This window comes from Candidatus Schekmanbacteria bacterium, from assembly GCA_016219965.1.
Lineage (GTDB): Bacteria > Schekmanbacteria > GWA2-38-11 > GWA2-38-11 > J061 > JACRJM01.
Window position 1 is genome coordinate 142,222 of sequence record JACRJM010000002.1, and the last position, 22,981, is coordinate 165,202.

A 22,981-nucleotide genomic window follows, 5' to 3' on the forward strand; every position below is an offset into this window, starting at 1 on the left:
AAAATGGCAGTGACAATTATGACTAATAATTGGCAGCAGGAATTTGCTGAGACATTTGGGGAAAAGGTGAAGTTCAATGTTCCCATGAAGGAACACACGACTTTTCATGCCGGAGGCAATGCATGGGGAATGCTATTCCCTGCCGGGATCGAGGAAATAAAAAAAGCGGCAGCGCTTTGCAGGAAATGGAAGATGGATTTTATTCCAATAGGTCATGGTTCAAACATCCTCTGCCTTGATAGCGGATACAAGGGGATAATCATAAATCTTGCGAAAGATTACAGGGGATTCAGATGGGAAGAAAGAGAAGGAAGATATATTGTCCGAGCTGAAGCAGGAGCGGCACTTACGCAAATGATAAGGGTGATAGGCGCAGAAGGAATAGGCGGACTTGAATTTGCATGCGGCATTCCAGGGACAATGGGCGGCGCAGTGTCAGGAAACGCCGGTGCTTTCGGAGATTCCATAATGGAACATGTATCTTCTCTTGAGATCCTTAAAAAAACTGGTGAGGTGGTCTCTCTGGATAAAGGCTCAATGAGATATGGCTACAGATATACGGAGCTTAAAAAAGGCGCTGTTGTCATCAGAGCTGAGATGATTCTGGATGCTGTAGACCCAGAAGAATTTAACAGGAAGTCGGAGATATATATAAAAGAGCGCCGCATGAAGCAACCTTCCGAGCCGTACACTGCGGGATCAATATTCAAGAACCCTGAAGGTGATTCAGCCGGAAGACTTATAGATGCTGCGGGATTAAAAGGAGAGAGCGTAGGAGGTGCCGTTGTTTCCGCGAAACATGCGAACTTTATTGTAAACCGTGGGAATGCTTCTGCGCGCGACATATTGGAGCTGATAAATATTATGCATGATAAGGTGTTTGCTAAGACCGGTGTATCACTCGATCCGGAGATAAAAATTATCGGGAAAGGATTATAATGAAGCCTCTTTTACAAAAAAAGATAGGGGTTCTGATGGGGGGCACTTCATCTGAGAGAGATATTTCTTTAAAGACAGGGAGTGCAGTTCTGACCTCTCTTCTGAGACAGAAATTTAATGCAGTCGAAATAGACCCGGCTGGAGGTATTTTAAAAAAGCTTGAGAAGGAGAAGATAGACATCGCATTTATCTCTCTTCACGGTCCGGGCGGGGAAGATGGAACGGTGCAGGGACTTCTTGAGATAGAGGGGATTCCATATACGGGAAGCAACGTGCTTGCAAGCGCCATTTCTATGGATAAGGAGCTTTCAAAAATAATATTCCTGCACAACGATATTCCTACGCCTAATTTTATAGTTGCACGTCTGGATGCAGGAGATGATGCAGAAAAATGTATCAATATGCTCGCAGAAAATGAAATCCCTTATCCTGTTGTATGCAAGCCTGCCTGCGGAGGTTCAACCATAGGGATAACGATTGTGAAAGATGAGAAAGAGATGGCAGAGGCATTTGCTCTTGCAGGTAAATATGACGGAAAGCTCATAATCGAAGAATTCATTAAGGGACGGGATCTCACTGTGGGAGTTTTAAGAGGAGAAGCACTGCCTGTGATAGAGATGAGCGCAAAGAGCGGTTTTTATGATTTCGATGCAAAGTATAAGAAAGGCATGACAACCTATATATGCCCTGCAAAGATTTCTGAAGATGAGGAGATGCAGTGCAGACAATATTCACTCATGGCATCCAAGGCATTGGGATGCAGCGGTTCCCCCCGGGTTGACATAAGGATGGATGCTGAAGGGAATGTCTATGTGCTCGAAGTGAATACCATCCCCGGGATGACGGAGACAAGTCTTCTGCCCATGGCGGCAGCTAAGGTTGGTATAAGTTTCGATAAACTTGTCTACAGCATATTAGAGGAAGCCTATGAAAAGAAGAGGTAGAACAACAGTACTGCGTGATCAGAGGGTCTCAAGGAAAAAGAAGGGAGGAAAATCTTCTTCAGGGAAGAGAAGTATCGCATTTCTTCCGGCAAATTTTTTGACATATGCGACAGTGATTATTTCCATTCTTCTAGTCGCGGTATTTGTGAAGACTTATATCTCAAGCCTCGCCTTCCTCGGTCTGCCACGTATAAACATTGAAGGGAATGAATTGCTTCCTGAGCAGAAGATCATTACTGCCGGAGGTTTTTCAGGGTGCAGTATATTTTCTTTCAGCGCCTCTGATGCGGTAGAAGAGCTTAAAAAAATTCCATGGATAAAGTCAGTGAGTGTGAGAAAGAAACTTCCCAATTCGGTCTATATAAACATCGAAGAACGAAAACCTTTTGCATGGCTCGATAATAATGGTTTAAAATTAGTAGATGAATGCGGTGTTGTTCTTGATTCGATGCCGCAGGTTAAGACAGAAGGGCTTCTCACAATAAAAGGGATAGGCAATTTAAAGACATACAGGCCGGGAGAAAAGGTTGAAGGGAAAGGGATGGAAGAAGCAGTGGCCGTGATAAAGCAGATAAGTACGGGAGCTTCGTGGATTAAGGACAAGGTTGCAGAGATAGACGTTAAAGACTCGAACAACCCGGTCCTTGTAATGTCCTCTTATTCTTTCCAGGTATATCTTGGCGACGGAATGATAACGGAGAAAATGGATAACCTGAAAAAAGTTTTTTACTCTTTCAAAGATGAAGAACTGATACGGATATCCCTCTTTGACTTAAGATTCAAAGACAGGGTTATAATACGGACTGACAACAAATCAGAACCTGAAGAAAAGAATGTGGTCAAAGAAACGTGAAAAAAATTTACTCTTTTAACATATGGAGGCCATAGATGGCTAAGAGCAACCTTATAGTCGGATTGGACATCGGATCAACGAAAGTGTGCTGCCTTGTAGCGCAACCTAAGGAGAATGAGAGCCTTGAAATAATAGGTCTTGGGATGGCCCCTTCGGAGGGGTTGAAAAGCGGTGTAGTCGTAAACATTGAAAGCACCGTTGAATCAATACAAAAAGCCGTGGAAGAAGCGGAGCTTATGGCGGGGATTGAGATAAGCAGGGTCTTCACGGGAATAGCCGGCAACCATATCAAAGGGTTTAACAGCCACGGGCTTATAATAATAAATGATAAGGAAGTTAAAAAGAAAGACGTCCAGCGCGTCATAGACAATGCAACGGCAGTCGCCATGCCGCGGGACAGGGAAATAATACATGTCATCCCGCAGGAATATATAATAGATGACCAGGGAGGTATAAAGGAACCGGTGGGAATGGCCGGTGTCAGGCTTGAAGCAAAGGTGCACATAGTGACTGGCGCCGTAACCTCCATTCAGAATGTTGTGAAAAGCTGCAACAAGGCAGGGCTCGAGATAGAAGATGTAGTCCTCCAGCAGTTTGCGTCAGGAGAAGCAGTGCTTTCCTCAGATGAGAAAGAGCTTGGAGTGGCACTTTTAGATATCGGCGGAGGCTCAACGGACATAGCGATATACTATAACGGATGTATCAAGTTCACGTCCATGATAGATCTCGGGGGAAACCATGTAACGAACGACATAGCTGTGGGCCTTCGCGCATCGCGGAAAGAGGCTGAGAAAATAAAAACCAGATACGGATGTGCTTATTCGGCCCTTGTAAAACCGGATGAGAAGATAGAAGTGGACAGGATCAGCGGGAAGGAACCAACAATACTTTCGCGAAAGATTTTAAGCGAGATAATCCAACCCCGCGTTGAAGAAATATTTTCCATTGCAAGGCAGGAGATAAGGAAGTCAGGTATTGAAGACCTTATCGCATCAGGCATTGTGTTGACTGGAGGTGCGTCACTTCTGCCCGGAACACAGGAAGTGGCAGAGCAGGTGTTTGAGCTTCCTGTAAGGATAGGCTCCCCATCTGAAATGGACGGAGGTCTTGTTGAAAAGGTAAAGAACCCCATGTACTCGACTGCAGTAGGTCTTATTCTTTACGGAAGCAAATCAATGGGTGATTCCATGCCTGATACTCAGGGGATGGGAGGACTTTTTAAGAAGGCAATGGGATGGTTCCAGGAATTCGTATGAAAATAAGTTTTGTAAAAATTTTAAATAAAATTTTTTTATAAGAAAACAACTTAATACTTTGGAGGTGGATGGATGATAGAATTTGCCAGTGAGTCAAAGAGAGCAAGGATAAAAGTAGTCGGTATCGGAGGAGGAGGCGGCAATGCAGTAAATTCCATGGTTAAGTGTCAGCAGATAGGCGGAGTTGATTTTATTGTCGCTAACACTGATGTTCAGTCGCTCGGAAGATCACAGGCGGACTGCAGAGTTCAGATAGGTGAGAGTTTAACGCGTGGGCTCGGCGCAGGAGCTGACCCTGAAAAAGGGAAGATGGCTGCAACAGACGACATAGAAAAAGTAAAGGCCTACTTAATAGATTCAGACATGATATTCATAACTGCCGGCATGGGCGGAGGGACAGGTACGGGCGCTGCACCTGTCATAGCAAAGGCAGCAAAGGATTCCGGCGCTTTGACTGTGGGAATAGTTACAAAGCCTTTTCTCTTCGAAGGGAAAAGAAGAATGAAGATTGCCGATCAGGGAATCGAGGAACTTAAAGATGCAGTTGACAGCCTTATAGTGATTCCAAATCAGAGGCTGCTTGGCATTTCAGGGAGAGATATCGCTCTTCTTGATGCTTTCAAGATGGCTGATGATGTTCTGCGCCAGGCAGTGCAGGGTTTATCTGATATAATAATGAAGTCCGGCTATATCAATGTTGATTTTGCTGACGTACGGACTGTGATGAGCAACATGGGAAGGGCGATAATGGGGACCGGAATGGCAAGCGGAGAAGGAAAAACCATTATGGCCATACAAAGTGCAATTTCAAGTCCACTCCTTGAGGAAGGTTCCATAGAGGGCGCAAGAGGTGTGCTTGTGAACATCACCGGCGGACCTGACCTTTCGCTCCATGAGATAAATGAAGCATCGAGCATAATAAATGAGAATGTAACCGAAGACGCTCTTCTTATTATTGGTCATGTTGTTGATAATGACATGGAGGATGAAGTAAAGGTTACTGTCATTGCAACAGGCTTTGAGAAAGAGCGCCAGCAGAGTACATCGGGTTTTGATATCAGGCCTGAGCTTCTCGATATGTCTATGTCTGGCTCTGATGAAGGTAATGTTACACCCATCGACGGGGATAATAGGAATATTCCTGCTTTCATAAGATTGAAGAACCAGAAGAGGGAAGTGCCATCGAGAAGCGAGGTGAAGTCGTCGCTGTCGTTTAGGAAGGATGATCTCGACGTGCCGGCGTTCCTTCGCCGCAAAGCCGACTAATCGGCGAAGGCAATTTTTGGCAGCATACGGCGTCACTGCCCTGCTCGTAAATACTCACATACAAACAAAGTATGCTCCGTTTTACTCGCAGGACATTTCCTTGTCTTCTGCTCAAAACTTGCTTTCGCAAAAAAATAATTACAAATTACTTCCTCGTCTCTTGCGCGAATCTCGCATTTGCAAACTACTGTCATTCCGGGCTTGACCCGGAATCCAGATTTTTCCACTTCTGTGCTTTTACTCAATCTCGTCATCGCGAGCGACCGTAAGGAGCGTGGCGATCTCATCCGTCAAATCTATTTTATTAAGTTTTTGAGGTAGAAAAATACAGATATAGCCAAAAAAAGATTGCTGATGGTATTTCTTTCTATTATTCTATGATTTACAGATTATTGAAATGGAATGAATCCTAAAATATAAAACCAGACCTTGGATACTGTATGAAAAATCAGATAACTATACTTGCCCCACGACGACTTTCAACCTGGATAGCACCACTTCAAGGTACAGGAATAATGGGTTTGCTGACATTAATTGCTTCAATTATATTTCACATTATCAAAAATGGGGGAATTGATATTATAATAATTATAACTACAATATTTATTTCACCATTTATCATAATGTGCTTTCTTATGATTTGTCTCCCACAAAAATATATTTCTAGAGTACTAGTTGATAAAGAATCAGGGACTTTGAAATTAATAAAGAAGAAGCAAGTCTTACAGGAGGCTCTTTTAAGTGAAATTAAATGCCTTAAAGCAAAATATTGTTTATTCCGTCCTGCCTCAACAAAATATGAACTGATTATAGAAAAATATGATGGGAGTATGGTTTCTTTAATAAAAGGAGATGAACTAATTGGGGGAAGCTGGTTACAATTTTGCGAAAAAGTTTCATCAATTATTGAAAAACCAATAGAGGAAGAATATTTTGAAGAAAATTATAATGGGGAACTCATAAAGAAATCTCCCCGTCAGTTAAATCCCATTCGTAAAAAGAATTTTGCATTTGTTGTTTTAGTTTTATTAATTACACTTCTGGCAGCAGTTGTTTATATGATTTATCCAAGTGGTAGAGTATTTTTTATTAGCGGTATTGCAGCGGTGTTGACAGATCTTTCTCTGTTCTTTTGTTTTATTTTTAAGTCTAGAGAAAACTTAGATAAGTTGCCATCCAATAAATTTATCCTTGTCGCAAGTACTTTAGCATCAGTAGTTTCCCTTTTTATGTTGTATTTATCTTTCGTGTTTACACTAATGGGATTTAAACTGTTTGTTAAATTATTAAAATAACTTCCGGGACACCTCTCTCTTTTCCAACAATAAGACTTGAAAATGTTATCCGGGTAAAATATCCTTACAGTAAAGAGGTAAGGAATTATGCTTGTGAAGAAAACATCAAAAAATCAGCTTACTCTTCCCAAGGAGATTGTTAAGTCTTTCCCTGACACTGACTATTTTGATATCTCTGTGAGAGATAGAAAGATTGTTCTGGTGCCGGTCAGGATAACCTCAGAGAATACCGCACTGGAAGGCATCAGGGAAAAACTCGCAAAACTTAGCATCACTGTTAGTGAAGTACCGAAGGCTGTCAGATGGGCAAGGAAGAATAAATCCCGCCATATATAATTATTGAGTAACCCTTTTAATAGTTAACTTACTTTTATTAATTCCTTTTTTGACAAAGGTGATTGAGACTGTTATTTTTAATTCATAAGTGGGCTTGTGCAAGTTGGAATGAAAAATTTGTTCTCGTTTGAAAAATGTAGAAATACTGGCAATAATCTCAAAATCAAAAGCAGCTCAATGGCTTGAAAAAGCAGGAGATAAAACATGAAAAAAGCGGCATTATCTGAAGTAAAGGATGATCTTTCGAGGTTTTTACGATTAGCGGAGAAGGAGGAAGTCGTAATAACACGTCATGGGAAACCTGCGGGGATTTTAATCGGATTTGAAGATGAAGAAGGTTGGTTTGATTATCTTTTAGAGAACGACCCGCGATTTCTAAAGAAGATCGAACAAGCCCGCCATAACCTCAAATCAGGCATGGGGACAAAAATAGAAGATCTTTAGTGAAAGAGCTTTTTAAGAAAAAATAATGTTTTGTCTTTTAAGGAGAGTTTTTCAAAAATAGGGAAGTCTGTATCGATTTCTAATGGCAGATCCCACCATTCCTCTCTGTCTTTAACGTATTGGTGCATCCAAAGAACCTCTGTATTCCTATTGCATGGCGGCTGCAATATCTTTTTTCTTGGATATTGAGTGGAATAATAATCAATTATTTCATGTTTTAGTTTTTTGAAATCTGAATCTAATTGAATTGAACCATTAGGGGCCATACCTATCTTTGTATCCTCCCATTTGACGGCTTCACAATTCTTATCATTTCTCAACCCTAGTTTTGGATTGTTTGGATCAGGATAACTGATATTATTGCCACTAAAGTGAATCAAATATCTGTGAAGCCTTACATTAAAGGCAAATTCTTCTTTTGAATCTTTTAACTCCTGCAAAGCTACCCTTATGAAAATCGTTGTGCTTTTATGATTAGAATTATCATCAAATTCTATCGGGGCATATATATCTGTTGGCTTAAAGTTTCTGAAAATATCTTTCAAGTCATTGATAATATAACTTCTTGAATGAACTGTGGGGTTGTTACTATTGGTTAATGAATGGTATGCGTTTTTATATGGTGATACGAATCCGGTCCCGGGATTTAATGCAAAAGCTGTATCAAAAGGATGTCCAATATCAAAGGATATACCATTGTATCCAAAGTTATAAAGCCTCCATAAATTTCCTCCGGGATAGCCTAAAAATATAATATCCTTTGCATCCAATCCTAATTTTATGTCTGCTTTAATTGTTTCCTCCTGTCTTTGGTAGCAATAATCTACATTATCGATATAGCCGTTTTCATTTACATCATGCACTCCTGTGTTCGTGATGAATCCTTTATAAGGGTTCTTAGATGTTGGAAATTGAGGAATATCTCCATTTGTCATCAGCAAGACCTTAATTTTTTCACCATTGTTTAATGCTTCTGATATTACTTTTGCACAGCTTAGAATTTCATCATCCGGATGTGGGGCTATTACAAGTATTCTTCTTCGATGCGGGTTTTCTGGCTGGCTAACTGCTTTTGCAATTTTTAAAGTGATATTACTAACAGAGAAAACTATTACTAAAAGTATAATTAGTGTCCAATATAAGTTGTCCTTTTTATTAAACATTCTCGTGAAAATGGTTAATTTTTATTTTGCGCAATCATATCACATCTCTTTTTATAAATCATTTCTCATTCCTCTTTTGACAAAGGTAGCTTAGACTGTTACTTATAATTCATGAGTAAACTTGCGCAAAGTACAAGGGAAGGTCTTCTCTCCCTTGAGAAGGGGACTTTATCTCTAAACCCCGAAGGGAAGATCCGGGCGGTCATTATCTACCCCAATGTTTACAGGGTCGCCTTGTCAAACTTAGGCTTCCAGTCTGTCTATGGGATGCTGAATGAAATCTATAATATATCCTGCGAAAGGGCATTTTTGCCTGAGCCGGACGAAGAGGCAAGATTTCTAAGAACCAATAGCCGGCTATGTTCTTTTGAAAGTTCCACACCACTTTCCGAATTTGACATCATTATCTTTTCAGTTTCCTTTGAGAATGATTATTTAAATGTGCTTAAAATTTTAAGCCTTTCCGGTATTCCGCTCCTTTCATCGGAAAGAGATGACAATGCCCCGCTCATCATTGCAGGGGGGATTGCACTGTCATCTAATCCTGAACCGATTTCCATGTTCATAGATCTTTTTCTGCTTGGTGAAGCTGAGCCCATAATCAGTTCAGCCAAAGAAAAACTAAATGGCGCTTCAGGGGGAGAAAGCAAGGAAGCAATACTTTCAGCGCTTTCCGATGTTGAAGGAGCATATTTGCCGCAGCTTACAGCTCGCAATGAAAACAGAGAAGTTAAAATCTCAAGGCTTACCGATATGGAGATTTCATCAACATATTCAAGGATAGTGACTCCCGAATCTGAGTTCTCTTCAATGCATCTTGTAGAGGTATCTAGAGGATGCCCGGCCAGGTGCAGGTTCTGTTTGCTTGGAAATTTTGGAGGAAAGCTCCGGTTTAAAAGCGCTAAGAAACTCCTCTCTCATATTGACAATGGACTTAGCTCAACATCAAAGGTCGGACTTATAACTTCATCAATGGCAGAGCACAAAGAGTTTTCCACCATTGCATCCGAGATTCTAAAACGAAGAATAGAAGTATCTTTTTCATCCATCAGATTCGCTGATCTTAAAGAGGAGTTTGTAGATTTCCTCATTAAGTGCGGGCAGAAGACAGTAACTCTTGCCCCGGAATGCGGCACAGACAGGATGAGGCAGATAGCCGGCAAAGAACTTGATGAAGATGAGATGATAGAAAAAATATGTATGCTGGGAAAGAGGGGGATAAAAAATATTAAGCTCTATTTCCTTGTCGGGTTGCCGGGAGAAACTGAAGAAGATGTCAGTGCCATAGTTTCCCTTGTTAAGAAGATAAGACATAATGGTGCAAAGCACTCAATAAGCTTAAACCTTTCCGTTAGTGCAAGCTCTTTTGTCCCAAAGCCTTTTACTCCTTTTCAATGGGCGCCAATGGATGATGTAAAAAGTCTTAAGGAAAAGCTCGGGTTTCTCACCCGCTCATTCGGTAAACTTGATGGTGTTGGATTTAGTTGCGACCTTCCCAAGTTTGCCCGCATACAGGGGATACTTTCAAGGGCTGACAGACGTGCAGGTCAGCTCCTGATTGATGTTTTAAAGCATGGCGGTGACTGGAACAGGGCATTGAGGGAATCGGAGGTTAACCCTGATTATTATGTAATGAGGGAACGCGATGAAGATGAGAAATTCCCCTGGGATTTTATAAACGCAGGAGTAAGCAGACGCGCGCTTTATATGAAGTATAAATCTGTGAAAAAAGATTTTTCTGCTACTTCAGATATTCGTTGATCGACTGTGCTGCTATCTTTCCGTCACCCATTGCGAGTATGACGGTAGCTCCGCCTCGCACTATGTCGCCTCCGGCAAAAACTCCGGGCTTGCTTGTGGCCTGACTTTTGGGATCTGCTGTTATGTTGCCGTAGCGGTTAGTGTCAATCCCTTTGGTTGTCATCGGTATTAACGGGTTTGCGCCGTTGCCGATTGCTATTATAACTATATCAACATCTATTATGAATTCAGAACCCTTGACCGGAACCGGCTTTCTTCTTCCCGACGCATCAGGCTCGCCAAGCTCCATCTTGAGGCATTCAATCCCGTTTACCCATCCCTTTTCATCTCCGATTACTTTTGTAGGATTGGTAAGAAGCCTAAACTCTATCCCTTCCTCTTCAGCATGCTTTACCTCTTCGAGTCTTGCCGGCATTTCAGCCTGCGAACGCCTGTAAATTATATATGAGTGAGCAGCACCGAGCCTCTTTGAGGTCCTCACTGCATCCATTGCCGTGTTTCCTCCGCCTACTACTGCTACATTTCTTCCTTTGAATATGGGGGTGTCGTATTCAGGGAAGAGATATGCCTTCATCAGGTTTACTCTTGTCAGATATTCATTGGCGGAATAAACGCCGTTTAAATTCTCCCCCGGAATGTTCATGAAATAAGGAAGTCCTGCGCCTGTTCCAATGAAGGCTGCATGATAGCCGCTGCTTAAAAGACCGTCCAGAGTCTCAGTTTTCCCGACAACATAATTATTTACTATCTCTACGCCAAGTTTTTTTACGTAATCAACTTCAACATTGAGTATTTTCTTTGGAAGCCTGAACTCAGGGATTCCGTAGATGAGAACTCCTCCTGATTTATGAAGAGCTTCAAATATTGTGACTCCGTGCCCTAACTTGGCAAGCTCACCTGCCGCTGTTAAGCCAGAAGGTCCTGAGCCGACTATGGCAACCCTTTTACCTGTGGATTTTGGCAGAGGCGGGACCTTTGCAACTCCCATTGCAATTTCGAAGTCTGCCGCGAAGCGTTCAAGGTTTCCAATGCCTACTGGCTTTCCTTTCTTGCCGAGGATGCAGGGTTTTTCGCACTGCTCTTCCTGCGGACATACTCGACCGCACACTGCGGGGAGAGAATTTTTCTCCTTTAATTTCTGTGCAGCCTCAAGAAGTCTTCCTTCTGCGATAAGCTTTATAAATTCAGGTATATTTACTCCTACGGGGCATCCTGTCACACATAATGGATTTTTGCATTGAAGACACCTCTTTGCCTCCATTATTGCTATCTCTTCTGCTAATCCAAGGTTTACCTGTTCAAAGTTTTTATTTCTTGCAAGCGGATCCTGCTCAGGCATGTGCTGCCTCTGGATCTGCATTCTTTCTTTAGGTGTAAGATTGTTACCGCTCATTTCACTTTTGCCTCGCTTTCCCAGCACTTCTTATGTTCATTAAATTTATCCAGCGATATCTTCTCTTCTGTTCTATAAAAATTCTGCCTTTTTGCAAGCTCTGCAAAGTCAATCTGATGGCCGTCAAACTCAGGTCCGTCAACGCAGACAAATTTGGTTGCTCCTCCGATGGTTACCCTACATGCACCGCACATCCCTGTGCCGTCAACCATTACCGGATTTAAGCTCACCACAGTATTTATTTTGTGGTTTCTTGTAAGCTCGCAGACCGCTCTCATCATGGGTACCGGGCCTACCGCAAATACGGAATCTATCTTTTCTCCCTTTTCTATAAGCTCTTTTAAAACATCTGTCACAAGACCCTGTCTGACGTAGCTTCCGTCGTCGGTTGTGATATAAAGTTCATCGGAGATTTTTTTAAGCTCATCCTCCATGAACATGAGCTCCTTTGAGCGGAAGCCCATGATGGAGAGAACGCGGTTTCCCGCTTCCTTCAATGCCTTGGCAAGAGGATAGACAACTGCAATTCCGAGCCCTCCACCGACACAGACTGTGGTTCCGAATTTTTCTATATGGGAGGGTTTGCCCAGAGGTCCTACAAGGCTCATTATACTTTCACCCTTCTCAAGGGAGTTGAACTTGAGGGTAGATTTTCCTACACCCTGACAGATTAACGTTACTGTCCCCTCGTCAGGATCTGAGTCGGCTATGGTAAGAGGGATTCTTTCCCCAGTCTCGTCTATCTGGAAAATTATAAACTGACCGGCTTTCCTTGTTTTGGCAATCTGAGGAGCTTTGAATTTAAGAAGACTTACCTGCGGAGATAACACTTTTTTTTCAATGACTTCAAACATCTGTGATCCCTTCAAAATAAAAATGTGCGGCACTAAAGTCCGCACCTTCTAAAATACCTGTAACTGCGCGCTCTTTAATAAGAAAAAAGCCCTTTTGTCAACCTCAAAATGGGGCGCATTTTGACACAGAAGGCTGTATTCTGGTTAATACTGGTTAATAAAATAAAAAATATTTTCAATAGCAGAGACACCCCCCTGTCACTGAGGTGTTGCATATTGCATCAAAGGGAATAATGTGCAATTTTACATAGAAAATGTTTTGCAGGCTGATATACTTTTCACGAGGTATTTTTTTTGAAGTACATAGATATCAATACGCCTTTTCTTCCGTCTCTTTCTCAATATATCCTCAAAGAGCATGGCAGTGAACTGCCGGACCTTTCCAGCGTTCTCATGGTTTTCCCTACCGGCAGAAGTGGGCTCTATTTCAGGAGACTCCTACTTCAAAAATCAGGGAGTGACGCAATGTTCCCTCCTGCCATAGAGGATATAAATAGTTTCATCTCATCTCTTTACATGGAGCGCGGCGAGAAACTAGAAGCCGGAAAGCTGAGGAGACTCCTTATTCTCAAAGAGGCTGTAAGCATGGTTAAAGATGAGGCTTCAGGGCTTTTCAGGGGAAGAGAAGGAGAGCTTTTAAGAAATTTCATTGATTTTGCTGGCTATGGGATGAAGTTGTTGCGGTTCTTCGATGAGCTTAAAGAAGAAGGTGTGAGATTCGAGCTTCTTTCCCGTCGGGGGCTCTATACTGACTACGAGGGGCATATACAAGTTCTAAAGAAGATTTATGATTCCTATAATATGCTCCTTGCGAAAGAGGGGCTTATAGACAGACCGGAAATGCTTAACTTTGCAGTGGAAAATTTCAATGAGACATGGCTCTCATCTTACCAAAAAGTTTATTTCTGCGGATTCTTTGCTTTAACTCAACTTCAAACAGGGCTTTTAAAGAAAGTAATAGAGTCCGGGAAGGGCGAGCTTATTCTTCATACTGATTTGGCAGAATTGAAAAAAAATTCCGGAGAATCAGTCTTTATCCATCACAAGCATATCATTGACAGCCTTTATCCTGATGGCTTGAATAATAGCTTGAATAATGATGATTTGATTGATGGAGAACGTACGGAACGATTTATCGAGCCTCAGGTCAAATGTCTTCGCAATGACATTGAACAGGTTTCATTCATACTTGAATCAATCTCCGAAGCCTGTAAAGCAAATATAAAACCAAACAGGATTGCCGTGATAATGCCTGATGAGAATCTTTCACGGCTTCTTGTAGAAGCTCTGGATAATCGGAATATTAAATATAACCTTACTGTCGGTTATCCTCTGCGTGAGACAGCTCTTTACAGTTTCTTTTCCATACTTTCAGATCTTATCTCAGGAGGCTTCTATTACAGGGATTTTATTTCACTCCTAAGCCATCCATTTATCAAGGGAGGAAACTTCAATGGCATCAGCGGGCAGGAAATCGTCTATCCTGTAATGGAGACAGTAAGAAAAAGAAACTATGTTTATATTGATGTTGATGGAATGGAGTTTAAGAATGACTGCGACATCTATGCGTCAAAGCGCGAGGGCGGCTCAGCAAATGCTGTGGAAGGATTGCTCCGGTTCATCTCGGAAATAAAAAAGGAATTCAATGCCGTCAATACTATTGAAGAGCTGGCAGGATATTTTACTTTTCTCATAAAGAATATATTTTTCAAATATGGAATTGATGGACGTGCACAGCATCCTTTCTTCAGAGAGAGCATAGAAAAAACAGAGGAATCCATTGGAGAGCTTCTCACTCTTTCCGCATTTATAAAAGAATTCTCTTCATCTTATGAAAAAACTGATGAGAAGAGAGATGAAAAGACAGGGTTTGTGAGACTTTTTCTAAAAGACCTTGCAGCGCGTCACATCACAGTTACTGCCGGAAGCCCATTTTCAGGTGTGCAGATAATGGGTGTCATTGAATCTATGAATCTTGATTTTGATGCCATAATAATGCCCTCCATGAATGAAGGAGTATTTCCTGCGGCAAGCTCTAAGGACCTTTTCCTCAACACTGTTATCAGAGATGAAGTAGGACTTCCAACCTACAGGGAGAGGGAATCGCTCTATGGGCTCTACTTTAAGAGCGCAGTAAGTTCGGCACGAGGGATTTTTATCTCCTATCTCAGGGAAGAGGAAGAGTCAAAGAACCTTCCGAGCCGCTTCATAGAGAAAGAGAAGTTCAGGACCGGTGTGCTTGGAATGAATGAACCAGACCAGCAGTTTAACTTTTTTTTCAATCAGTCAGAGATAAAGCGGAAAAATCTGCCTGAAAGGGAAATCAGGAAGACGCCTCAAATCATGAGAATAATGCTGGAGACCGCCATAACTCAGGGTGTTTTGAAGGATTATATAGAGTGCCCCTACCGGTTTTATCTCAGGCGGGTTCTGAGGATAAAGGAGAGGGATGCGGTTAGCGAAGAATTTGAGGGATTGAAGATAGGCACGATAGTCCACAGTGCTCTTCGTGATTTTGTAAAAGAGATGTATAGGCTCGAGAATCTGAAGCGAGGCGAAGATGAACTCTGGAAGATTTTTGAAAGCAAACTTAACGATGCTTTCATTAAAGAGCATCCGTCCGGGTTTGATGAGATTTTAGGATTCAGGGCTCTCAAGGATTCATTGTCGTATTTTCTGGATAATGAAATCACAAGAAGAGATGAAGGGTGGAGAACTGAGGAAAAATACCTTGAGATGAAATGCGACACGCTTTTCAATCTTGGCGATGGAAGAAAGGTAAAGCTTGCCGGCACCATAGACAGGATAGATGTTAAGGATGATAGATTTTTAATCATTGACTACAAGACAGGGAAAACACCGACTTCTGCGAACATATTTAAATTTGAGAAGAACCCGTCGGAGCTTCAATTGCCGCTTTACACATTCATATTCTCTGACAAGAACTCTATTCCGTTGAGCGCTATTGCGGGAATGGCTTACTATGATTTGAAGGAGAGCTTTGATCTGAAGCTCATACTAAGCCGGGATAATGTGAAGGATAAAATGGATGATAAGATGGAGGGTTTCATAAATTACCTAAGGGGGAAACTTGGTGAGATGTTTGATGACGAGCGCCCGTTTGTCCACACTACAGATTACAGCAACTGCGAATACTGTCCATTTCCGTCAGTCTGCCGCATAGAAGAAATAACAAGGCGGGGAGTTAAATAAAATGAGAATTGAAGAATCATGGAAGCCTTCAGTTAACGCCGCACTTTCAGCCTCGGCTGGTGCAGGGAAAACGTATAATCTTACAGCGCGTCTTATAGTTATACTTTTAAAAGAGATAAACAATGACCTGAGGAGCGTCTTCGCAGTCACATTTACCAATAAAGCCACCCTTGAGATGAAGGAAAAACTCTTAAAGAGATTAAGGGGGCTTGCCAATCTAAATACAATGAGCGCTGAAGATGAGAAGAATGAGAAGATAGATGAACTTGCCGGCATAGTTTCCGGGGGAGACAGAAGGAAACTTCAGGAGCTTGCCGGGAAAGCCTATGACAGGTTAGTCGCAAATCTTTCAGACCTCAATGTAAGCACGATCCATAGTTTTCTTTCAGGCATAGTTTCTCTTTTCCCATTCGAGATAGGGATTGACCCTGATACATCGGTGATTGATGAGGCAGAGGCTAAATACCTTCAACAACTTGCACTCGATGAGTTCTTTGAGAAAGCAAAAAATGATGAAGAGCATTGCCGGAATATAATGGATGCCTATTACGAACTCCACACCGGAAGTCTGGATGTAAGGAAAATAATCTCCGGCAATATGCTGGAATTCCTTGAGAAGTCCTGCGAGATTGGAAATACTTTCCGCTGTGATGAGCTTAAAAAGAAACTTTTAGAAGAGAGGGCAGGTTTTAAAAAGCTTGAATCCACTTTCATGGCTGTCATGAATAAAAATCTCGGGGAGATTTGCAGGATTATCAAGGAGCATGAGGAGGAAAACAACAACATATTAAGTTCACTCAGGAAATTTGAAAGCTTTCTCAACAGACCTAATATCAGAAATTTTAATAAGTATGTGGGTGAAGTACTTTCAAAATATGAGTCTTTAGAAGACCACAGGTATTTTAAATCATTCTTCAAAAAAATTGGCGGGCTGGATTGCACAGATGCCAGACAAATGGAAATCTCCTATGGCAATATTCAAAAATATTTCAGGAATGAATTTAAAGCTCTTGCAGAGTCCTACAATAGTATCATTGTAAACGCCTTTCTTTCACTCTTCCTAGATTATGTAAGCATCTATTCTGAAATCAAAAGAAGGGAAGGGTGTCTTGATTTCTCTGACCTTGAACGGCATGCCTTCAGTCTTCTTTCAGGCAATGCTTTTGATACAGAATATTTCTATTACAGGATAGACACGCGCATAAAGCATCTTCTCATCGATGAGTTTCAGGATACGAACGTAATACAGTGGAAAGTATTAAAACCACTTGTTGAAGAGATTGTTGCAGGCTGCGGTGTGCACGACAGCCCGGGAAGTTTCTTTTATGTAGGAGACAAGAAACAGGCAATATACAGGTTCCGCGGGGGAGAAAGCGGGCTCTTTGATTTGGCTATGAGCGAGATAAGGGATGTCCATCCTTTTCTGTTAGATGAGAACAGGCGGAGCGGACATGAAATAGTAGAATGGGTAAACCGTATCTTCAAAGAGATAATGCCTCAATATCAAAGACAGGTGCCTGTGCCTGAAGGAGGCTATGTTGAGCTTGACCTGATAGAAAAAAAAGAAGGAAGCAATAATAACAATGATAAGTTATTTTGCACGAGAACCTCGGAAATAGTTAAATCCCTTGCTGATAGAGGATTAAGTTACTCGAATATCGCAGTTCTTGGCAGAACAAAAAAGCATTTAACAAGCATAGAAGAAGAGTTTAAAAAAGAGAATATTCCCTATAGAAGCGAGACAAGCTCCAGACTGCTTAAAGCTTTTGAAGTAAGCGATGTAGTTAATCTCCTCCATTTTCTAAATGACCCTGAAGACGACATAGCCCTTGCATCAGCACTTAAGTCTCCACTTTTCAGATTAACGGCAGAGAAGATAAACATTGCCGCCATGCACGCGGGGAAAACGCTTTATCTTAAATTCAAAAATAGCGGTAAAAGCGAAGCTGCCGAAAAGCTCGGCAATCTTCTTTCTAAGGTAGGATTCCTCACTCCTCTTTCACTTTTAAACCGCATTTATGTAGAATTCTCCCTACCATATTTATACGCCGATGTTCCCGGAGCTTCCGAGAACCTCCTGCGTCTGCTCGATGAATCACATGTTTTTCAGAAAGAACATAACGGGGACATCTCCTGTTTTATCGAGTATCTTGAAAGACGTGATGAAGCTTTAAAGCAGGAAGCTGCAGAGGGGGAGGGGGAAGGGAAAGTTAACATTCTTACCGTACATAAATCAAAGGGGCTTGAGTATCATACTGTCATCATTCCTTTTGCTGATGATGACATTAATCTTTCTATCAACAAAACTCCTTTCATATTTGTAAATGATGAAGATTTTTCACTTAGAAGTATTGTGAAAACTCCTACCAAAATAGAAATAGATGCTTCGCAAAGCCTTAAAGAAGTTTTCAATGATGAGTCTGCAAAGGTTATAAAAGATGAGCTTAACCTTCTGTATGTGGCATTGACCAGGGCAAAGAAAAATCTTTATGTTATGGGAAGCATTAAAATAGCCTCGAAAGATAGCAACACACATGAAAAAGGAGAATTAAAGGACACATGGTTTAACTGGATTGCGAAAGGGCTTGGATTGGAGGCTTCTGAATCTACAGGCAATGGAGAAAGTTTTATTCCTCTTTACCAAAGCGGCAAGGAAAACCTTGAAGGAGAAGATAGCGGGAGTAAAGCAAATAGCAGAAAAACTAAGATATTACCTGAGCTTCAATTTCCTTCGGGGGAAGAATACGGGCAGGGGGATGACATCTCACCATCAAAACCCTCAAACGACGAAGAGCAAGATTTTGACTGGAATGAATACCACTTCTCCGGCAGGCGAAAGAAGCAGGCGATGGGAGAGCTGATTCATCTGGCTTTAAGCAGGATTGGACTTCTGTCTCACGGCGCAGATATTGAGAAAGTTGTAGAAGACGCTGTGAGCTTTACAATGAGAGGTTCTACTAAATTAGGTGGCATAACCGGTTTTTCTTTTGATGATATTTCAAAGGAGATGTCCCGGAGTATAAAGGAGCTTCTTCTTGACAGAGAGCTTGAAGGGATATTTTATACTTCCCGCGGCAGGATAGCTAAACTTGAAGCTCCGGTATATTCGAAATCTAAGGGTAAGGATTTTGTAGGCGGCATAATGGACAGGGTCATCATAGAGCCTGATGAGATTAAAGTCATAGATTACAAATGGACCCAGCCTGACTTGAATAACTTGAATAAAATGACTGACAGCGCAATTGCTGAGATAATTGAAAGATACAGAAAACAGCTTGACTATTACAGGAAATCGCTTGAAAGTATTTTCAGCAGAAAGAGAGTAAAATCATATCTTCTTCTAATTGGTGCACCGCAAGGGAGAAGACTTGTTGAGGTATGAATTTCTGAAAATAAAAACCTTAAATAAATAAGGAGTAGAAAATCATGGCTGATGATTTACAGGATCAAATGGAAAAAGATTTCGACAAAGTGCTTAAGCAGAAGGCAAAGAGACTTAACAAGGAAGAGCTTGAGGCAGCTATCACTGATTTTCTTGCAAAGCATATTCTCTGCACGCTCGCCACTTGCGACAATAATGAGCCGCGTGCCACTCCAATAAGATATAGGAGCGAAGGAATGAATATATTTTTTCTCACAGAAGGAGGAGGAAAGGTCAAGAACATGCTTTCCAATCCTAAAGTGTCTGTCGGGATACACGGCGAATACAGCGGATTTGACAGCGTCAAGGGTTTGCAGCTCTGGGGAACAGCGGAAGTGATAGAGCCCGGCGATACCGAGCGGTATAAAGCAGCACGAAAGGCAATAAGGTCTGAGGAAAGAGAAGACCTGAAAAAACTCGGAGACCTTCCAATAAGAGACAAGCTTAAAGCTGTCAAGATAACAGTAACAAAGGCAAGGTATCTGAATATTCCGGAAGGGATACTGAATCAGGTCTGGGAAGCGTAAAACTTTCCGCTATCACGTCATTTAATTATTTTATTGCGCTTCTTTTCCACCCTGTGTAAAATATGGAAATGATAATTCCATTTTTGGACTTAATATGGAAATAATAAAGCGAATTTTCAAACCCGGGAAACAGAGTTTTTTTCTCCTTGGCCCAAGAGGTACAGGGAAGTCCACTCTGATAAAAAACATTTTCCCCAACACCCTTTATATAGATTTGCTCCTTCCTGATATTTTCAGAAGTTATAGTGCTCGCCCCGAAAGGCTCATAGAGATAGTTCATGCTAATACGGATAAAAAAGTTGTAGTCATAGATGAAATCCAGAAAGCCCCGCAGTTACTTGAAGTTGTGCATAGCCTGATTGAAGAGAAAAAGGATCGCCAGTTTATACTTACCGGCTCAAGCGCAAGAAAATTAAAAAAGACAGGCGTGAATCTCCTTGCCGGGCGTGTCATAATGAAACACATGCATCCGTTTGTTGCAGCGGAACTGTCAGGGAAGTTTAATCTGAACGCCGCTCTGCAAAATGGCATGATACCGGTAGTCTTAGACAGTATCAATCCCGTTGATTCTTTACATGCCTATGTTGACCTCTATATAAGGGAAGAAGTTCAGATGGAGGGGCTGACCAGGAATATAGGGAACTTTTCAAGGTTTCTGGAGGCAGTGAGTTTTTCTCACGGCTCAGTATTAAATATCAGTAATATTTCAAGAGAGTGCCATATTGAAAGGAAGGTGGTAGAAGGCTACGTCAATATTCTGGAAGATCTGCTCCTGTCTTTCAGAATACCTGTATTTACAAGAAGAGCAAAGCGCACTGTGTCGCAGCATCCTAAATTTTATTTTTTTGATGCTGGTATCTATAACTGCCTGCGTCCGTCAGGCCCGCTTGACCGTCCGCAGGAAAAAAGCGGCGTTGCGCTTGAGGGGCTTGTCGCCCAGCATTTAAAGGCATGGATTGATTATAATCATCCCGACTGCCGGCTGTTTTTCTGGAGAACCAGTTCCGGCACGGAAATAGATTTCATCGTCTATGGCAAAGGAATATTCTGGGCAATTGAGGTAAAGAACACAACAACTGTGCGACCAGAAGACATAAGGTCTTTAAAAACATTCGGTGATGACTATCCTGAAGCAAAAAAATTCTTTATATATCACGGCAAAGAAAAACTTAAGCGTGATGGCATTCTCATTATGCCTTGCACTGAATTCCTGATGACACTTTCGTGATTGCTTTTTCCATTTTTGAAACAGATGACGACCGCGGGTATTTCATGGTAATGATTAGAATTCATAAGAAGGCAAATATTTCAGCACAAGCTTTGGCTGAGATAATTGGGATATCCTCAATGGATAAGTAAGGGTTTAATAGAATAGGTTTGGATCATTATGACTCAAGAAGAAATCTTTGCGGCATTATCGTGGGCTGATGAACTGGGATCAGGAGTTCGCAATATAACAAAATATATACCGCATTACGTTCATTCTTTGGCAACTCCTATTTTTCAAGAAGATGAACATTTTATGACAGAAATTCCTTTGCGTATTTTTATTTGGGGTGTCGCAGCAGACCAATTCATTATTACATACTTTAATCATATCCCTCATGAAATCGGGGCTGATTTGACGGCAAAAATGAAAAATATTCCGGTAGATTATGATATTGAATCTATGGGATACAATGTGTTTATAGAACACATTGTATTGCGCTGGATCGAAATGGGGGGTAAGTTGCCGAACTCAAGAGTCTTTGAAAATAAAGGACTTAAAGAAATAATTTCTTAAAAAGGGGTAAGTGCACTTCAAAAAAGGGGTAAGTTGTTTGATAAGCGGACAGAGTATTTTTTTCAGTTTTACTAAGTGTTTTGGATGCTATTTTTCTTTCGGATTTGGCCAAAAATCTTGATTACAGTAAGCGTGATAAATTTAAAGAAATGTATATCGATCCTTTGATGAAAGATGGATTACTGGCATATACTATTCCTGATAAACCAACATCATCCAAGCAGCAATATGTCATCACAGAAAAGGGGAAACGCTTTCTGGGGGGCTTTGAGATATAACATGAAGAAAAAAAGCAAACTCAAAATATACTTACTCGCGGAGAGATATAAAAACCTATGGCAAGGATGATTCCGGCAACTATATCGCTTCGCACAGAAAGTAAAGCTGAAGAACTGCTTTATTATTCAATGCGGGATTCCCTTCACTATCAATCCAATAAATCATGATACAAGATTACATAAAATCCTTTTCCAAGCTTAACCGTGCACCGGGGAAGGTATGGGGTTCTGCGACAAAAAACCGTGCGCCGCACAAGCCTATTTTCCTCCTTGCATTGCTGGATTTATTCTCAAGAAAATCAATTCAACGTAATTTCATTGAATTGACTCCGGAGTTCAATGATCTTTTCTTAAGCTACTGGCAGAAGGTTGTCTCTCTGGGACAACGAAGTAGTATTGCTTTCCCGTTTTTTCACATGAAGGGCGAAAAATTTTGGCATCTTATAGCTGTACCGGGTAAAGAATCTTCTTTAGCTCACACAAACAGAATTTCAACAATGGCACAGCTAAAGGAGCTTGTTCTTGGTGCGAGCATAGATGAAGAATTGTTTGCGAATTTACAATCTGAGGAAAATCGTAACATTCTGCGGGGAATACTTATACATACATATTTTTCAGATGAAGTTCAGCAATCCCTTAAAGAGCAGTGCGTGATTAATAATGAAGCATTTAATTACAGCCTGAATATCCTGAATAAATCTCATCAGGAATTTATAAAAGAACAGCCAATTGAAGATAACTATCAATCAGCCGTTCGTGATCAGGGGTTTCGTCGTATTGTGGTCATGACTTACAATCACAGATGCGCCCTCTGCGGTGTGCGGATAATAACTGTTGACGGTCACACCGTTGTTGAAGCCGCTCATATCATTCCGTGGAGTATCAGCCATAACGACGACATACGGAACGGGCTGGCATTGTGCAGGCTTTGCCACTGGGCATTTGACGAAGGAATGCTCGGGGTTTCAGAGAATTATGAAGTTATCACTGACAAACTTATCACCAACAGAGACAACTATCCTGGTTTTCTGTTAAATCTTTCTGATAGGGGGATTATTGGACCTGAGGATAAGACTCTCTGGCCCTCGCAGGAGTCGCTTTCGTGGCATAGGAAAACCTTCGCATTGAAACGCTGAAAAATACTACTTTAAAAGTTATAGAATAATACTTTAGGGCAGATTAAAAAATCCAAGATTGCAACAATTATTAAAACAAGTAATCTTTACAATTATTCAATTAAGATAGTTAGCCTAAC

Annotated in this window: 19 protein-coding genes; 16 read left to right on the forward strand and 3 right to left on the reverse strand. The window is 41.3% G+C overall.

The window, feature by feature from the left end:
- Positions 1-3 precede the first annotated feature (3 nt).
- The 8 genes from murB (at position 4) to HZA77_01535 (ending at position 7,333) form a co-directional block, all read left to right on the forward strand.
- Positions 4-939, forward strand: coding sequence for a UDP-N-acetylmuramate dehydrogenase (gene murB / locus HZA77_01500; GenBank protein ID MBI5374082.1), 936 nt, complete (start codon positions 4-6; stop codon positions 937-939).
- Entirely contained in the window at positions 939-1,883 is a 945-nt protein-coding gene (locus HZA77_01505) for a D-alanine--D-alanine ligase (protein ID MBI5374083.1), read from the forward strand. The genes murB and HZA77_01505 overlap by 1 nt, the downstream gene beginning before the upstream one ends.
- Positions 1,867-2,736, forward strand: coding sequence for an FtsQ-type POTRA domain-containing protein (locus HZA77_01510; protein ID MBI5374084.1), 870 nt, complete (start codon positions 1,867-1,869; stop codon positions 2,734-2,736). The genes HZA77_01505 and HZA77_01510 overlap by 17 nt, the downstream gene beginning before the upstream one ends.
- 35 nt (positions 2,737-2,771) lie before the next feature.
- The gene (gene ftsA, locus HZA77_01515; GenBank protein MBI5374085.1) at positions 2,772-3,992 is read left to right on the forward strand and encodes a cell division protein FtsA; all 1,221 of its coding nucleotides are present in this window, start codon (positions 2,772-2,774) and stop codon (positions 3,990-3,992) included.
- Positions 3,993-4,064: 72 nt separating this feature from the next.
- A complete protein-coding gene (ftsZ, locus tag HZA77_01520; protein ID MBI5374086.1) occupies positions 4,065-5,258 on the forward strand; it encodes a cell division protein FtsZ in 1,194 nt (397 codons plus the stop codon).
- 440 nt (positions 5,259-5,698) lie between these two features.
- Positions 5,699-6,553 (forward strand): hypothetical protein, encoded by an 855-nt coding sequence (locus HZA77_01525; GenBank protein MBI5374087.1) that lies wholly within the window; start codon positions 5,699-5,701, stop codon positions 6,551-6,553.
- Positions 6,554-6,640: 87 nt separating this feature from the next.
- Positions 6,641-6,889: an AbrB/MazE/SpoVT family DNA-binding domain-containing protein gene (locus tag HZA77_01530; GenBank protein ID MBI5374088.1), complete on the forward strand. Its 249-nt coding sequence runs from the start codon at positions 6,641-6,643 to the stop codon at positions 6,887-6,889.
- Between the two features lie 204 nt (positions 6,890-7,093).
- Positions 7,094-7,333: a type II toxin-antitoxin system Phd/YefM family antitoxin gene (locus HZA77_01535; GenBank protein MBI5374089.1), complete on the forward strand. Its 240-nt coding sequence runs from the start codon at positions 7,094-7,096 to the stop codon at positions 7,331-7,333.
- Here HZA77_01535 and HZA77_01540 read toward each other — a convergent pair.
- Positions 7,330-8,496 (reverse strand): PIG-L family deacetylase, encoded by a 1,167-nt coding sequence (locus HZA77_01540; GenBank protein MBI5374090.1) that lies wholly within the window; start codon positions 8,494-8,496, stop codon positions 7,330-7,332. The two genes, HZA77_01535 and HZA77_01540, sit on opposite strands and share 4 nt — an antisense overlap.
- 111 nt (positions 8,497-8,607) lie before the next feature.
- Here HZA77_01540 and HZA77_01545 point away from each other — a divergent pair, with 111 nt between their 5' ends.
- Entirely contained in the window at positions 8,608-10,257 is a 1,650-nt protein-coding gene (locus tag HZA77_01545; protein MBI5374091.1) for a radical SAM protein, read from the forward strand.
- Here HZA77_01545 and gltA read toward each other — a convergent pair.
- Positions 10,238-11,650 carry an NADPH-dependent glutamate synthase gene (gltA, locus tag HZA77_01550; protein MBI5374092.1) on the reverse strand — a complete coding sequence of 471 codons (1,413 nt, stop codon included), beginning with the start codon at positions 11,648-11,650 and terminating at the stop codon, positions 10,238-10,240. The two genes, HZA77_01545 and gltA, sit on opposite strands and share 20 nt — an antisense overlap.
- Positions 11,647-12,504: a sulfide/dihydroorotate dehydrogenase-like FAD/NAD-binding protein gene (locus HZA77_01555; protein MBI5374093.1), complete on the reverse strand. Its 858-nt coding sequence runs from the start codon at positions 12,502-12,504 to the stop codon at positions 11,647-11,649. The genes gltA and HZA77_01555 overlap by 4 nt, the downstream gene beginning before the upstream one ends.
- 294 nt (positions 12,505-12,798) lie before the next feature.
- On the opposite strand from HZA77_01555, the gene HZA77_01560 reads away from it, so the two are divergent.
- From HZA77_01560 to HZA77_01590, 7 genes are all read left to right on the forward strand, one after another.
- Entirely contained in the window at positions 12,799-15,717 is a 2,919-nt protein-coding gene (locus HZA77_01560) for a PD-(D/E)XK nuclease family protein (protein MBI5374094.1), read from the forward strand.
- A gap of 1 nt (position 15,718) precedes the next feature.
- A complete protein-coding gene (locus HZA77_01565) occupies positions 15,719-19,099 on the forward strand; it encodes a UvrD-helicase domain-containing protein (protein ID MBI5374095.1) in 3,381 nt (1,126 codons plus the stop codon).
- 44 nt (positions 19,100-19,143) lie between these two features.
- Positions 19,144-19,665 carry a pyridoxamine 5'-phosphate oxidase family protein gene (locus tag HZA77_01570; GenBank protein MBI5374096.1) on the forward strand — a complete coding sequence of 174 codons (522 nt, stop codon included), beginning with the start codon at positions 19,144-19,146 and terminating at the stop codon, positions 19,663-19,665.
- A 94-nt stretch (positions 19,666-19,759) separates the two neighbouring features.
- Positions 19,760-20,893, forward strand: coding sequence for an ATP-binding protein (locus HZA77_01575; GenBank protein ID MBI5374097.1), 1,134 nt, complete (start codon positions 19,760-19,762; stop codon positions 20,891-20,893).
- A gap of 159 nt (positions 20,894-21,052) precedes the next feature.
- Positions 21,053-21,448 (forward strand): hypothetical protein, encoded by a 396-nt coding sequence (locus HZA77_01580; protein ID MBI5374098.1) that lies wholly within the window; start codon positions 21,053-21,055, stop codon positions 21,446-21,448.
- Positions 21,449-21,528: 80 nt separating this feature from the next.
- Positions 21,529-21,726 carry a hypothetical protein gene (locus HZA77_01585; protein MBI5374099.1) on the forward strand — a complete coding sequence of 66 codons (198 nt, stop codon included), beginning with the start codon at positions 21,529-21,531 and terminating at the stop codon, positions 21,724-21,726.
- Between the two features lie 164 nt (positions 21,727-21,890).
- Positions 21,891-22,862, forward strand: coding sequence for an HNH endonuclease (locus HZA77_01590; GenBank protein MBI5374100.1), 972 nt, complete (start codon positions 21,891-21,893; stop codon positions 22,860-22,862).
- Positions 22,863-22,981: the final 119 nt, after the last annotated feature.

Excerpts from the sequence above, each read along its gene's own strand:
- HZA77_01590 (MBI5374100.1), top strand. The coding sequence starts at position 21,891 with ATGATACAAGATTACATAAAATCCTTTTCCAAGCTTAACCGTGCACCG.
- HZA77_01565 (MBI5374095.1), top strand. The coding sequence starts at position 15,719 with ATGAGAATTGAAGAATCATGGAAGCCTTCAGTTAACGCCGCACTTTCA.
- HZA77_01510 (MBI5374084.1), top strand. The coding sequence starts at position 1,867 with ATGAAAAGAAGAGGTAGAACAACAGTACTGCGTGATCAGAGGGTCTCA.
- HZA77_01555 (MBI5374093.1), bottom strand. The coding sequence starts at position 12,504 with ATGTTTGAAGTCATTGAAAAAAAAGTGTTATCTCCGCAGGTAAGTCTT.
- murB (MBI5374082.1), top strand. The coding sequence starts at position 4 with ATGGCAGTGACAATTATGACTAATAATTGGCAGCAGGAATTTGCTGAG.
- HZA77_01530 (MBI5374088.1), top strand. The coding sequence starts at position 6,641 with ATGCTTGTGAAGAAAACATCAAAAAATCAGCTTACTCTTCCCAAGGAG.
- HZA77_01540 (MBI5374090.1), bottom strand. The coding sequence starts at position 8,496 with ATGTTTAATAAAAAGGACAACTTATATTGGACACTAATTATACTTTTA.
- HZA77_01580 (MBI5374098.1), top strand. The coding sequence starts at position 21,053 with ATGACTCAAGAAGAAATCTTTGCGGCATTATCGTGGGCTGATGAACTG.
- HZA77_01535 (MBI5374089.1), top strand. The coding sequence starts at position 7,094 with ATGAAAAAAGCGGCATTATCTGAAGTAAAGGATGATCTTTCGAGGTTT.
- HZA77_01545 (MBI5374091.1), top strand. The coding sequence starts at position 8,608 with ATGAGTAAACTTGCGCAAAGTACAAGGGAAGGTCTTCTCTCCCTTGAG.
- ftsA (MBI5374085.1), top strand. The coding sequence starts at position 2,772 with ATGGCTAAGAGCAACCTTATAGTCGGATTGGACATCGGATCAACGAAA.
- HZA77_01575 (MBI5374097.1), top strand. The coding sequence starts at position 19,760 with ATGGAAATAATAAAGCGAATTTTCAAACCCGGGAAACAGAGTTTTTTT.
- HZA77_01505 (MBI5374083.1), top strand. The coding sequence starts at position 939 with ATGAAGCCTCTTTTACAAAAAAAGATAGGGGTTCTGATGGGGGGCACT.
- gltA (MBI5374092.1), bottom strand. The coding sequence starts at position 11,650 with ATGAGCGGTAACAATCTTACACCTAAAGAAAGAATGCAGATCCAGAGG.
- ftsZ (MBI5374086.1), top strand. The coding sequence starts at position 4,065 with ATGATAGAATTTGCCAGTGAGTCAAAGAGAGCAAGGATAAAAGTAGTC.
- HZA77_01525 (MBI5374087.1), top strand. The coding sequence starts at position 5,699 with ATGAAAAATCAGATAACTATACTTGCCCCACGACGACTTTCAACCTGG.
- HZA77_01570 (MBI5374096.1), top strand. The coding sequence starts at position 19,144 with ATGGCTGATGATTTACAGGATCAAATGGAAAAAGATTTCGACAAAGTG.